The organism is Paenibacillus yonginensis (genome assembly GCF_001685395.1).
Taxonomy (GTDB): Bacteria; Bacillota; Bacilli; order Paenibacillales; family Paenibacillaceae; genus Fontibacillus; species Fontibacillus yonginensis.
In genome coordinates, this window is sequence record NZ_CP014167.1 from 2860465 (window position 1) to 2874212 (window position 13748).

At 52.6% G+C, this 13748-nt stretch carries 11 protein-coding genes; 1 reads left to right on the forward strand and 10 read right to left on the reverse strand.

Translation table 11 applies throughout. The features are described 5' to 3' along the window. Position 1: 1 nt before the first annotated feature. From ptsG to AWM70_RS13000, 8 genes are all read right to left on the reverse strand, one after another. Positions 2–2068, reverse strand: a complete 2067-nt coding sequence (ptsG, locus tag AWM70_RS12960; protein WP_068697018.1) for a glucose-specific PTS transporter subunit IIBC — start codon at positions 2066–2068, stop codon at positions 2–4. A 284-nt stretch (positions 2069–2352) separates the two neighbouring features. Then, entirely contained in the window at positions 2353–3198 is an 846-nt protein-coding gene (gene glcT, locus AWM70_RS12965) for a glucose PTS transporter transcription antiterminator GlcT (protein ID WP_068697019.1), read from the reverse strand. 142 nt (positions 3199–3340) lie between these two features. Further along, positions 3341–4867: a flotillin lipid rafts scaffold protein FloT gene (locus tag AWM70_RS12970; protein ID WP_068697021.1), complete on the reverse strand. Its 1527-nt coding sequence runs from the start codon at positions 4865–4867 to the stop codon at positions 3341–3343. Beyond that, positions 4864–5403, reverse strand: a complete 540-nt coding sequence (locus tag AWM70_RS12975) for an NfeD family membrane protein (protein WP_068697022.1) — start codon at positions 5401–5403, stop codon at positions 4864–4866. Before AWM70_RS12975 ends, AWM70_RS12970 begins: the two co-directional genes overlap by 4 nt. A gap of 141 nt (positions 5404–5544) precedes the next feature. Beyond that, positions 5545–6708 (reverse strand): iron-containing alcohol dehydrogenase, encoded by a 1164-nt coding sequence (locus AWM70_RS12980; protein WP_068697023.1) that lies wholly within the window; start codon positions 6706–6708, stop codon positions 5545–5547. Positions 6709–6881: 173 nt separating this feature from the next. Next, complete coding sequence (locus tag AWM70_RS12990; RefSeq protein WP_068700649.1) at positions 6882–8471, reverse strand: UDP-glucose--hexose-1-phosphate uridylyltransferase; 1590 nt, start codon at positions 8469–8471, stop codon at positions 6882–6884. A 10-nt stretch (positions 8472–8481) separates the two neighbouring features. Further along, positions 8482–9471 carry a UDP-glucose 4-epimerase GalE gene (gene galE / locus AWM70_RS12995; RefSeq protein WP_068697031.1) on the reverse strand — a complete coding sequence of 330 codons (990 nt, stop codon included), beginning with the start codon at positions 9469–9471 and terminating at the stop codon, positions 8482–8484. Position 9472: 1 nt separating this feature from the next. Continuing rightward, positions 9473–10651 carry a galactokinase gene (locus AWM70_RS13000; RefSeq protein ID WP_068697033.1) on the reverse strand — a complete coding sequence of 393 codons (1179 nt, stop codon included), beginning with the start codon at positions 10649–10651 and terminating at the stop codon, positions 9473–9475. A gap of 178 nt (positions 10652–10829) precedes the next feature. Between AWM70_RS13000 and AWM70_RS13005 the strand changes: the two genes are divergently transcribed. After that, complete coding sequence (locus tag AWM70_RS13005; protein ID WP_068697035.1) at positions 10830–11705, forward strand: AraC family transcriptional regulator; 876 nt, start codon at positions 10830–10832, stop codon at positions 11703–11705. Between the two features lie 155 nt (positions 11706–11860). Here AWM70_RS13005 and mgrA read toward each other — a convergent pair whose 3' ends face one another. Further along, positions 11861–12868, reverse strand: coding sequence for an L-glyceraldehyde 3-phosphate reductase (gene mgrA, locus AWM70_RS13010; RefSeq protein WP_068697037.1), 1008 nt, complete (start codon positions 12866–12868; stop codon positions 11861–11863). A 119-nt stretch (positions 12869–12987) separates the two neighbouring features. Then, positions 12988–13746: an NAD-dependent protein deacylase gene (locus tag AWM70_RS13015; RefSeq protein ID WP_237167706.1), complete on the reverse strand. Its 759-nt coding sequence runs from the start codon at positions 13744–13746 to the stop codon at positions 12988–12990. Positions 13747–13748 lie beyond the last annotated feature (2 nt).

Consider the following 13748-nt stretch of genomic DNA (forward strand, 5'->3'; position numbering starts at 1 on the left):
ATTATTTAATCGTAATGATATTGCCTTCTCCGGACTTCACTTCGCCTGTTTTATTCAGCGTTACCGCTGCTCCTTCAGGCAGGTTCGAGAAGATGATCGGAGAGATGATCGAAGGGGCATTCGCCTTCACATATTCCAGATCCACCTTCATGATCGGCTGTCCTGCAGCGACCAGATCGCCTTCGTTAACCAGCACTTCAAAACCTTGTCCTTTCAGCTTCACGGTATTAACACCGATATGAACCAGCACTTCCTTGCCGCCGTCAGACATGATGCCTACCGCATGTTTGCTCGGGAATACGTTGAACACCTTACCGTAAACCGGAGAGCAGATCGTACCATCGTTAGGCAGGATTGCGAAGCCGTCGCCTGTCATTTTTTGCGAGAATACAGGGTCCGGAACCTGGCTGATATCCATCAATTCGCCATTAGCCGGAGCCACGATATCTTCGTTGACGATAGCATCACCGTCTTTGGCTGCTTCCTGTTCCGCTACAGCCGGCTTCTCTTCAGCTTTCATCGGAGCAGGAGCAGGGGTTTTACCGCTCATGATATCGGCGATTTGCGATTTGATCGTGTCGGAGCGGGTACCAAAGATCGCCTGCACGTTATTGCCGACCTCCAGCACGCCGGAAGCGCCGAGCTGTTTCAGACGGTCCTTATTGACATTGGCTTTGTCGTTTACCTCGATCCGAAGGCGAGTAATACAGGCATCCAGATGTTTGATGTTGCTTGGACCGCCGAACGCAGTCAGGATGTTATAAGGCAGCTGGTCCGTTGACACTGGTCCAGATGCTGCTCCGTCCTTATCCGCATCCACCGAAGCGTCTTCACGTCCCGGGGTTTTGAGGTTGAACTTGCGGATAACAAAACGGAATCCGAAGTAATAAACAACTGAGAAGCAGAGACCGATAATGATTACCCACCACCAATGGGTACGGTTAGGAATCACCCCGAACAGCATAAAGTCGATAAAGCCGCCGGAGAACGTCATCCCGATTTTGACGCTCAAAATCTGCATCAGCATAAATGACAAACCTGCAAAAACGGCATGAACCGCAAACAACAATGGAGCTACGAACAGGAACGAGAACTCAAGCGGCTCCGTAATCCCTGTCAGGAATGAAGTCAAGGCACCAGACAGCATCAAACCGCCGACAAGACGTTTGTTCTCCGGTTTGGCTTCGTGATACATGGCCAGCGCAGCGGCCGGAAGACCAAACATCATGAACGGGAATTTACCGGTTGTAAACGTACCCGCCGTAAACGGAACGCCGTCACGCAGCTGAGCCATAAAGATGTGCTGGTCGCCGCGGATAATTTGCCCCGCTTTGTTCGTATATTCGCCAAACTCGAACCAGAACGGGGAATAGAAAATATGATGCAGACCAAACGGAATCAAGGAACGTTCGATGACCCCGAAAATAAACGCTGACAAAGTCAGGTTCGTGTCGATCATACTGTGTGAAACATAGTTCAGACCATCCTGGATTGGAGGCCATACAAACGACATGATGATCCCGACGACAAGGGCCCATACCGCAGTCATAATCGGCACGAAACGTTTGCCGGCGAAGAAACCGAGATAGGATGGCAGCTCGATTTTAAAATATTTGTTGTACATGGTGGCTGCCAGCACACCGGCGATAATACCGCCGAATACCCCCGTAACCAGCGTAGGAATGCCAAGCACCCGTGCATAAGCCGGATCATTAAGCGATAATACATAGTCGTTGACACCCATCACGGTACCCATTGTAATGTTCATTACAAGGTAACCTACGATAGCCGCCAGGCCCGCTACGCCCTCGCCTCCAGCCAAACCTACGGCTACGCCGACGGCAAACAGCAGGGAGAGATTATCGAATACGACCTGTCCCGAGTTCATCAGGATGTTGGCCAAGGTTTGAATCCAGTGAGCGTTCAGAGCAGGCACGTATTGCAGGAAATCCGGGTTGACCAGCATGTTCCCGATGCCTAAAAGCAAACCAGCTGCCGGCAATATCGCTACCGGAAGCATCAGCGCTTTACCGACTCTTTGCAAAACGCCAAAGAAACGTTTAAACATATAGATCCTCCTAAAGAATGTGATATCAAGCAGCCAGTTTCAGGTGAAAAAACGCATAACGCTGCTGTACCTTGCGGTTTAACAAGAACATCAAAAAAGGCATGAGTCAACAAAGCTTATGCCTTATGTACCTTTAACTACGGTTATCTTACCCCGTAATGAAAAAGTACAACCAGCAAACTTTGTACAACTCATGCCTGATCGAATCAGTAACACGCTAGAATATGAAGTTCTTGTCTTGCCTCGAGAGAAAGTATAGCACCCATAAACCGCTTTCGCAAGCCTTAAATTACATGACGCGGTACAATGCGATTCAAATGCATCGTTAGGTAACTGATTTCAGCTTGGTAAACCGGCTTATGCAGCCGCTTCTCCATCACCTTCGTCAGCTTCCAGGCCAAATCATACAGCTCCGGATATTCATCCTTCAGCACTTCCTCCAGCTTGCCAAGCTCATGGACCTTCTCCCCGCGGCGAATCCGCTCGATGGCAAAACGCAAATGCGTCAAAAGACGGGCATAATCCAAGGAATCGCGGGCGATCTTAAAGTTCATCTGCTGTTCAATCATATCCACCATATCCGAAATCAGCTGTGAATGCGCTTTAACTTCCGTGATGTGCTGATTCGTCATAGCGCTGTGAATATGCAGCGCAACAAAACCGATTTCATCCTGGCCGAGATCGACATCCATCTTCTCCCGAATCACATTGATGGCATATTCCGCCAAACGATATTCTTCCGGATAAATCTCCTTCGTTTCAAACAGAAACGGATTATGAATCACAATGTCCTGCTCCGCTCTCTTAATCGCAAAAGCGATGTGATCCGTCAGGGCGATATGAATATGTTCATTCAGCGGGGTTTGGCTGTGCTTGGCGACGTAAAGCAAAATTTCGTTCAATACCTCGATCAGCTTCTCATCCACTTCGAGTGCCAGCTGCTTATACTGCTCCTGCTCGGCTGCATTTCTCAAAATGAACAGCTTCTCCACCGCTTCATTCGCGATCATTTCACGGGGCTTGCGGTTAAAGCCGATACCTTTGCCGATGACAACTACTTCTCCATGCTCGGGATGGTTAGCAATGATCACATTGTTGTTCAGCACTTTAGCCACCTGAAGGCCGTTCACTTTAACACCTCATTCAATAAAAATACATGCCAAGTCCCGCTGACTCGGGGTGCAGGCAAGCACACAGCCGGCGTCAGCGGGACACGCTGATACTCCATTATAACTGCCTTCATGGCTGAACGCTACAGGCAGGGCTAAATTTTCATGCTTTTGGCAAAGAATCGGAAGCGGCGGCGGCTTCTGCAGCCGGTGAGGCGGCGGCTGGGGCGCCAATCTTCTGGGTCAAGCCCTGAATCAGGGAATTCAGCTCGATGCCGGATACGTTCTTCAGCATTTCCGGCGCAGTCGCCATCAGCTCGGTCACATAGTTGCTGACGCGTGCGGCTCCTTCGCCTTTCCCTGTATCCACGACCGTCAGCTTATCAATGCCGGAGATCGGAGCGGCGATTTTCCCGGCCAGCTCCGGCAGCATTTTCACAACGATATCGAGAATAGCGGCTTCGCCGAATTTCTGGAACGCTTCAGCCAGTTTCTCTTTCGCTTCGGCTTCGGCCAAACCGCGCAGACGGATAATCTCCGCGTCGGCTGTACCTTTGGCCCGCTCAGCATCGGCAATTGCCAAACCTTCGAGCCGCTTCTGCTCGGCCGATGCCCGCGCCTGCGTTTCAATGGAATACTGCAGGGCATCCGCTTCCCGCATTTTCCGGGCTTTGTCAGCTTCAGCCGCCTGCTCTACCGCGTAACGGTCGGCGTCAGCTTTCTTCTTCACCTCGGCGTCATATTGCTTCTGACGAACGAGGATTTCTTTTTCCTGCAGGTCAATCTCCCGTTCCTTGCGGACCAGTTCAACCTTCATTTGCTCTTCGACCATCGTCTGCTTCGCCCGGGCTTCCTGGATATGATAAGCTTGGTCGGCTTCCGCTTTCGCCGTATCCTGATCCCGTTTAAACGAAGCGACCTTCAGTTCCTTCTCTTTGCTAGCTTCGGCTATGTTCGTATCCCGCAGCAGCTCGGCTTTCTGGCCTTCTTCTTCGGCGCGCGCCTTCTGAATCCGGGAATCCCGAATCGCTTCCGCTTCGGCAATATCCGCGTCCCGCTTGACTGCGGCAATACGCGGCTTACCAAGCGCATCCAAATAGCCGTGTTTGTCGCGTACATCTTTAATCGTAAAGGAGACAATCTGCAGCCCCATCTTCTTCAAATCACGCGCTGCCACGCCCTGCACCTCTTGAGCAAAACGGTCCCGGTTGCGGTAAACCTCTTCCACGGTCATGGAACCGAGAATGGAACGGAGATGCCCTTCCAGCACCTCTTGGGCTTCGCCCTTCAAAGCTTCTACCGGTTTGCCGAGAAACTGCTCGGCCGCCGTAGCCACATCTTCAACCGAACCTCCGATTTTAATAATGGCCACCCCATCTGCCAGAACCGGAACCCCTTGCTCCGTATATACTTCCGGCGTGGTCACATCCAGCTTGTGGGACAGGAGCGATAACAGCTCTTTCTGCTGGAAAATCGGCCAGATAAACGCGCCGCCGCCGCGTACAATTTTGATTCTGCGGCCCGAATCGTCTTCGGAAATGTTCTTCCGGCCCAGGAAAGAGCCGGTAACGATCATCGCTTCATCCGGGCTGACCGTTTTGTAACGGGCCCAGAAGGCAATACCCAACACAATCAGAACAATAACAACAATACCTGGAATCGTTAAATAATCCGGAAAATCAAAATTCAAATGAAACCCTCTCCTTTATGCTCATCTAGTTCGGACACATACACAACGCCGTCACGCCAATCAACAATGACGACCTGGACGCCCGCAGCAATCTCCCGGCGTTCCCAGCTTGCCGCAATATGCAGGGAATTTCCGCCTACCCCATTGACCATGACTTCGCCATAACCTTCGCCCGGGATCGGAATGCTGACCTCTCCAATCTGGCCGGGGAGCTCCTTCTCGGAGTAACCTGTTGAGTTCTCGCTCCTTTCCGCAGGTGCTACATAAGCGAAATAAACCAAAGCACAGAGGATCAGAGCGATACAGATGGCAAGCACCAGCACTGCGGCACGCCCAAGACCGGAATAACGTTCCAGCAGGATGCCGGCACCGCCAAACCCGGTTACTCCGCCTGCAAGGACGACCGGCTTCATAAAATCGACGGATAAGAAATCAAACATCCCGTCCAGCCATTGGCCTAGCAGATCGCCCACCAGCACGCTTGCAAGCGTAAACAAAACACCGCCGATCAGGCACCCTAAATACAATCCCTCCATGTTACCCTCCTGCAAGTCTTCCGTTGTCTTGCTTACTAAGTTATACGCCTAAATTTATATAAGGTTTCAATATTTTCCTGTTCAGGGAAGAAAAAAAGCGCTCCGGTTGCCCGGAACGCTTAATTATTTAAGGTGTAGACCTTACAGGGAAAGACGGTAGATTTCCAATACATCTTCCTTGTCTAGTTTGGCAAAGTTGCCGAACGGACCGAATTTGACCGTCTTCTCGGCCATCAAATCCAACTTGCTGTCGTCGATGTCGTAATCGGCCAACCGGCTTGGCGCACCGATCGAAGTCCAGAAAGCGCGCAAAGCGTTGATGCCTTCTTCGCCGATTTGGGCATCGGTTTTACCCGCCTGCTCGATGCCGAAGACGTTAACAGCCAATTTCTTGAATCTTTCCGGTTTGACATGCAGGTTGTATTTCATCCAGTTCGGGAACAGGATGGCCAGACCGCCGCCATGCGGAATGTCGTAGACTGCCGAAACGGCATGTTCAATGTTATGAGTAGCCCAGTCGCCGCGGAAGCCCATCGAAACCATGCCGTTCAAAGCCAGCGTACCCACGTACATGATGCTTTCGCGCAGCTCGTAGTTCTCCAGATCGTTGATCAGCTTTGGAGCGGTTTCGATCACGGTGCGGAGCAGCGTTTCGCAGAATCCGTCCTGAACCGGCGTATTCTCCTCCAGGTGGAAATAATGCTCCAGTACGTGGGACATCATGTCCACCATGCCGTAGACGGTTTGATCCTTAGGCAGGGAGAACGTGTTTTGAGGGTCCAGGATCGAAAATACCGGATAAGTGAACGGGCTGCCGAAGCTCAGCTTCTCTTCGGTTTCGGTATTGGAAATAACGGAGCCTCCGTTCATTTCCGAGCCGGTAGCGGCCATAGTCAACACAACAGCCAGCGGAAGGGCCGCTTCAACGGCAGCCTTTCGGGTCAGAATATCCCAGACGTCTCCGTCATATTTGGAGCCGGCCGCAATCGCTTTGGAGCAGTCGATGACGCTGCCGCCGCCTACGGCCAAAATGATGTCGATGTTGTTTTGTCTGCACAGCTCAACGCCTTTATGTACAGTCGTCAAGCGAGGATTAGGTTCTACACCGGCAAGTTCTGTGACCTGTGCGCCAATTTCCTTCAGGTAGCCCATGACTTGATCGTATAGTCCTGTCCGTTTAATGCTGCCGCCGCCGTATACCAGCAGCACCTTGTTACCGTATTTAGGGAGCTCCGTTTTGAGAGCTTCGGTTTTATTTTTACCGAAAATCAGTTCGGTCGGATTATGAAATGTGAAAGCCTCCATGTTGCTTATCCTCCCATTCGCTTGTGCGGAATTAGTAATGAATCCGGCTTTTATTATACTGCTCAAGTTTGCCGGAAACAAATCGGATAGCAATCAAATGTTCCTAACGAGCCTTCTATATAACAAAAAACAGGCCCTCCGGTCGAGAGCCCGCCTTGGTAGATCCTTCGGATTTATTCCTGTGTAAATCCCGCTGCCGCCACAAAGCGGCGCAAGCCCGCCTGACCCTCCGGCGTCCGCTTGTAAACCCCGGCATGACCAAGAATTTTCGCAAATTTGCTGCCTACTTCGTCTTTCAAAATCATCTCTGCCTGCTCCTTTTGCAAAGCGGAACCATGTTTGTCCAGCAGGGAACCGATCCACTGCGCATGCGGCGCCAGCTCTGGCGCACGGCCTTCGGAGACAGCCAGACGAAGCGTTTCGTCCCCGGACAGGATGCGGGCGATGCTGTCGAGCTCCTGTTTCAGGCGTCCCGGCAAAATCGCAAGGCCCATCACTTCGATCAGGCCGATATTTTCTTTCTTGATGTGGTGCATCTCACGGTGCGGGTGGTAAATGCCCTCCGGATGCTCCTCGCTGGTCCGGTTGTTGCGCAGCACCACATCAAACTCATAAGCGCCGTCCGCACTGCGTCTTACGATGGGCGTAACCGTATTATGAGGTACGGGTGCTCCGTCCACCTCCGAATGGGCCAGGATGCCCAGCTCTTCATCGCTGTAGCCCTTCCACAGCTCATACAGATCATTGGCTGCTTCAAGCAGGACATCCGGATCGGCTCCGGTAAGCCGGAGTACGCTCATCGGCCATTTGACAATACCGAGCTTCACGCCCGGATACTGCGTCGATTGGAATTCGGCGTCAACCGGCGATTTCTCCAGCGGAAATTTATGTTTGCCGCCCTGAAAATGGTCATGCGTAAGAATGGAACCGCCCACAATCGGCAGGTCCGCATTCGAGCCGATGAAATAATGCGGGAATTGCCCCACGAAATCGAGCAGCCTGCGGAAAGAATCCTTCGTCAATTTCATCGGCACATGATCTTGGTGGAAGACGATACAGTGCTCATTGTAATAGACATACGGGGAATATTGGAAAAACCAAGGTTCGCCATTCAATACAAGCGGAATGACCCGCAGGTTCTGCCGGGCCGGGTGATTCAGCCGTCCGGCGTAGCCGACATTCTCCCGGCACAGCTGGCACTTTGGATAAACCGGCGGAGGAAGCAGCTTGGCAGCTGCGATTTCGGCCGGCGATTTTTCCGGTTTGGACAAATTAATGGTCATTTCCATCGTGCCAAAGGCAGTTGGCTGCTCCCAATACACATTGCTTGACACACGGTCCATCCGGATGTAGTTGGCGTCCGTACAAAGCTTAACGAAACGGCTCGTAGCAGCTTCTATGCCGTGTTCCTGCTCGGTTGCTTTGAAAGCGGCTATCACCTCGGAAGGACGAGGCATAACGCGGCCCATGATCTCCGCATCCAGCAAATCGCGGTACGTGTCTGTATTCTCCGGAATCAGACCGGCCGCATAGCCGTAATCAATCAAGATATTAAGCAGCTCCTGCGGCCCTTCCAAGGTCTCTTTGCGGACCTCTCCCAAATAAGGTTCATCTTCTTTAAACAGCTCAAGGAGCCGGTTGCGCGTATAGTCGGCGTCATAATGGCCGATCAGTTCGCTCTGAAGGGCAAATTGCACCAAACGTTCAATCGCTTCAAGCGCCTGTTCGCGCAGTTTTGCCGCTTCTGCCGTACGCTGCTGCATTGGCTTCATCTCACTTTCCCGCATAACCGTTCGGATGGTTTTGATGCCACTGCCAGGCGCTGGCGATAATGTCATCGAGGTTTTCACGCTGCGGATTCCAGCCCAGCACACTGCGGGCTTTGCCCGAGGATGCGATCAGCACAGCCGGGTCGCCTGTACGGCGAGGCTTCACTTCGACCGCGAAATCGACGCCTGTCACTTCTTTTACTTTGGAAATCACCTGATTGACGGAAAAGCCGTTGCCGCTGCCAAGGTTGAACACGTTGCTTTCGCCTCCGCCGCGCAAATAATCCACTGCGCGCAGATGCGCGTCGGCCAGATCGCTCACATGAATATAGTCGCGGATACAGGTGCCGTCTTCAGTCGGATAATCGTCGCCAAACACGGCGATGGATTCCCGCTGGCCGAGCGCGGTTTGCAGAATCAGCGGGATCAGGTGGGTTTCAGGCTGATGGTCTTCGCCTATTCTACCGCTGGCATGGGCTCCGGCTGCATTAAAATAACGGAGCGCCACATATTTGATGCCCAGCACACGGTCGAACCAGCCCATCATGGTCTCCATGGTCAGCTTCGTTTCACCGTACACGTTAGTAGGAGCCGTACGGTCGGTTTCTTCAATCGGCACCTTCTCCGGTTCTCCGTAGGTTGCCGCTGTAGACGAAAAGACGATTCTGGATACGCCGGCCTGCTGCATCGCTTCCAGCAGACATAACGTACCGTACACGTTGTTGTCGTAATATTTTACGGGATTCTGCATGCTTTCCCCAACCAGGGAGTTGGCCGCAAAATGGATGACCGCATCAATGCTGTTCTCAGCAAACAGCTTCTTCAGCAGCTCTTTGTCCCGCAGATCACCTTCGTACAGCTTGCCGCCAAGCAGCGCTTCCCTATGACCTGTCTGCAGATTGTCGAGCACAACCACCTCTTCGCCTTTATCCAGCAGCTCAGCCACCGTATGAGACCCGATATATCCGGCACCGCCGGTTACTAAAATCGCCATATCACGCTTCCTCCTTCAATTGGTGTACACCGTCTCCCACTTCACAAACGTAGAATTCAGCTTCCAGGCCCGTACGCTGTTTGTAAGCCTCCCCCACGTTGTGTACAAACGAAGCAACGGTATCTTCATGCACAAGCGAAACCGTGCAGCCGCCAAACCCCGCTCCTGTCATGCGGGAGCCCAGCGTGCCTTCGATTTTCCGCGCTTCCTCGACCATCGTGTCCAGCTCGGTACCCGTGACCTCATACAAATCACGCAAGGAGTCATGGGACTTGTTCATCAGCTGGCCGAATTCGGCCAGTTTGTTGTTCTGCAAAGCTTCAACAGAGGCCAGGACGCGCGCGTTCTCCTCAACCACATGTTTCGCACGTCGGCGCAGTACATCACTGTTCAGCTTATCTTCAAGGTCGGCAAATTGCTCAGGGGTAAGCTGGGCCAGATATTCGAGTCCCGGTACATGCGGCTGCAGCTGGCGGAGCGCTTCATCGCATTCGCTGCGGCGCTCGTTGTATTTGGAATCCACAAGCCCTCTGCGTTTGTTAGTGTTCCCGATCACCAGCTTGCTGGAGCCGATCACGAAAGGCACTTTCTTAAATTCAAGCGTGTCGCACATCAGCAGAATCGCATGGTCTTTCGCTCCGTTGGCCACTGCGAACTGGTCCATAATGCCGCTGTTGACGCCGACATATTGATTTTCGGCACGCTGGGATAGCTTTGCCATTTCGACCGTATCTATGTCCTTGCCTTCCACCGAAACAAAAGCATAAGCGGTTACGACTTCGATCGAAGCCGAAGAGGAAAGCCCGGCTCCGTTCGGGATTTCACCGATAAAATAAAGATCATAGCCCTTGCTCACCCGGCAGTCCAGCTTAGCCAGCTGCACCAAAACGCCGATCGGATAATCCACCCATTCCCCCGTTTTGGATGCGCCGATTTCCCCGAGAGCAATCTCAGCCGTATAAGGGAAGTTCGCCGATCTAAAAACAAGCTTGTCGTCGCCGCGTTCGCGCAGGAGCAGAGTGGTGCCGAATTCCAGCGCCGCCGGAAGCACGTAGCCGCCGTTATAGTCGATATGTTCGCCGATCAGGTTCACCCGTCCAGGGGCTTGATAAGCCAGAATTTCCTTGTCATTAACGCCAAATTCGGAATTAAACTTCTGCTTCAGCTCTTGCATGTTCATCATGCGTTCACCTGTCCTTAACATCAATTTAGGCTTAACTCTGACTTCATTATAAAGGAGCTGGCCGCTCTATGATAATGTATGAATGCGTTTTAAATATGGATTAATGTGACTTTTGGAGCTATGATAATCGTATGATCTTACATCGAAATCCAGGTCTGGAGAGGAAGGAATTATCATGAACCAGCCGTTAAAACAAACTGTGAAACCCGCCACATATATGTCAGCCGCCAATCCCGATTTCCCCGGTTATGACGTCCTCCGCGTCTTGTTTGCCGGCGAAAGCCAAACCTCCCCTTCCCACCGTCTCGGGCCCAAAATTTACGATTTCTATTTGTTTCATTATATCGAGGAGGGAAGCGGCGTCTTTCGCACGGAAAAAGGGACTTACCGCCTCCGATCCGGCAGCGGCTTTATGATTGAACCGGATCACCTCGTCAGCTATGAATCCGACCCGGAGACCCCCTGGCGCTACCGCTGGCTTGCCTTCAGCGGAGCAGGAGCGAAGGAGCTGGCAAGAGAGGCCGGCTTCTCTCAGGACACGCCGGTCGTTCATGGTTCAAGCTATGGACCGATACCTGAGGCTTTAGGCTCCATTCTGGCTGCATTCCGCGAGCAGCAGGAAGGGGCAGGCCTCGCCGCGCTGGGTTATTTGTATCTGATTATGGCCGAGGCGAAACGTTCCCTGGTGTCCGGAACAGCAAACACAGAGGGCGAGGCTCATATCCAGCGGGTAGTCAAACAAATGATCCACTATATGACGAGCCAATACGCCTATCCGATCTCCATTGAGGAAATGTGCTCAGGTCTAGGCTACAACCGTGCTTATTTATCCCGGGTCTTCAAGAAAGGCACCGGGATGTCTCCCGTCACCTATCTGCTGAAGCTGCGTATCGACAAAGCCCGTTATCTCCTGCGGGACCGCCCGGACTTGTCCATCGAACAGATCGCCGCATCCGTCGGCCTGACGGACCCGCTTTATTTCTCGCGCCAGTTCAAACGATTCTACGGGGAAGCGCCCAGCACCTACCGGCGTTCGGTCACCAGAGGTTGACCAGAAGATGCTGCGTTATCCAGAAGGTTGCCATTCAGAAGGTTGCCATTCAGAAGCGGCTACAAGATGACTGCTTGAGATACAGTTCCCCAAAAAAAAGGCTGGCCCATGGTCATATCCGGCCGGGGCAGCCCTTCTTGTCCTCCTCCAACCGCTTAGGATTCCGGATCGTCCGTCTTCAGAATCCGTTCAATGCGGTTTAATTCTTCCTCCGAGAACTCCAGGTTTTTAAGCGCCGCTGCATTCTCTTCGATTTGACTGGCCCGGCTGGCGCCGATGAGGGCCGATGTCACTCTGCCGCCTCTCAGCACCCAAGCCAGCGCGAACTGGGCCAGACTTTGGCCGCGAGCCGCCGCCATCTGATTCAGCGCCCGTATCTTGCGCAGCACCTCCGGCGTAATAGCCGATTCCTTCAGGAAGCCGCTCGGGCTGGCTGCCCGGGAATCCTCCGGAATACCGTTCAAATATTTGCTGGTCAGCAGACCTTGAGCGAGCGGAGTAAAGGCAATGCTGCCTACGCCGTTTTGCTCCAACACATCCTGCAGCCCGTTCTCGATCCAGCGGTCCAGCAGGGAATACCGGGGCTGATGAATGAGCAGAGGCGTGCCGAGCTCTTTCAGTATTTTTATAGCTTCAGCCGTTTGATCTGCCGGGTAGTTGGATATCCCCACATAGAGGGCTTTTCCAGAACGCACAATCTGATCCAGAGCCATCATCGTTTCTTCAAGCGGTGTCTCGGGGTCAGGACGATGGGAATAAAAAATATCCACGTACTCCAGTCCCATCCGCTTCAGGCTCTGATCCAGGCTGGCGATCAAATATTTGCGCGAACCCCAGTCTCCGTAAGGACCAGGCCACATCAGATATCCCGCTTTGGAAGAGATGACGAGTTCATCACGGAAAGGCTTCAGGTCTTTAGCCAGAACCTGGCCAAACATTTCTTCAGCCGATCCCGGAGGAGGACCATAGTTATTGGCAAGATCAAAATGGGTAATCCCGAGATCAAACGCCTTGCGGATCATTTCACGTCCATTCTCAAACGAGTTGACGCCTCCGAAATTGTGCCACAAACCGAGGGAAATCGCAGGCAGCTTGAGTCCTGAACGACCGACCCGATTATAAATCATCGCTTCGTATCTTTCTTCGTTCGGTGAATATACCATCTCGTCATCCTACCTTTCGATCTTGGATAAACACATTTGCAGGTTCTTTGATTTCACAGCTAATAATAGATGGTTAGGAACTTTTCAGCAAGAAACGGAAGTCCTGTTAAAATAATTGATTACCCTTCCTGCCACACGCGCGAAACAGCTTCGCACACCTGGCCGATCGGCTCGGCAATCAGCAAACCTGCCCGGCCGTCAAATCCGGTTTGGGCCATGTTGATCAACACCGTTCGATTTCCCCGGAAATAATCGACGAATTGCGCGGCCGGATAAACAGTAAGCGAGGTCCCTCCGATAATCAGCATATCGGCGTTCCGTATCGCTTCGATCGACCCCGTAATTGTAGATTCATCAAGGTTCTCCCCGTACAGCACCACGTCGGGTTTGACGATGCCGCCGCAGCTTTTGCAGGCCGGGACCGGGTCCGGAGCGGAAATAACCTCTTCAAGCGTGTGAAAGGTCCCGCAATTCATGCAATAATTTCTGTGAACCGATCCATGCAGCTCCAGCACCTTGCGGCTTCCGGCCAGCTGGTGGAGACCGTCGATGTTCTGGGTCACAACCGCCGTCAGCTTGCCCTGCTCCTCAAGCCGGGCCAGGAAGCGGTGAGCCGCATTCGGCTGAGCTTCCGGATGCAGCATCTTTGACCGGTAAAAATCAAAAAAGACCTCCGGATGGCGATCAAAAAAAGGGCGGCTCAAAATCTCTTCAGGCGAATACGGTGAATGGGTTTCCGTTTGATACAAACCGGCGGCCGAACGAAAATCCGGAATGCCGCTTTCTGTTGAAATCCCTGCTCCGCCAAAAAACACAATTCTGCCGCTTTCGCTGATCCATTCGGCAAAACGCTCTATCAAGCCGCTTCTATCACTCAAAG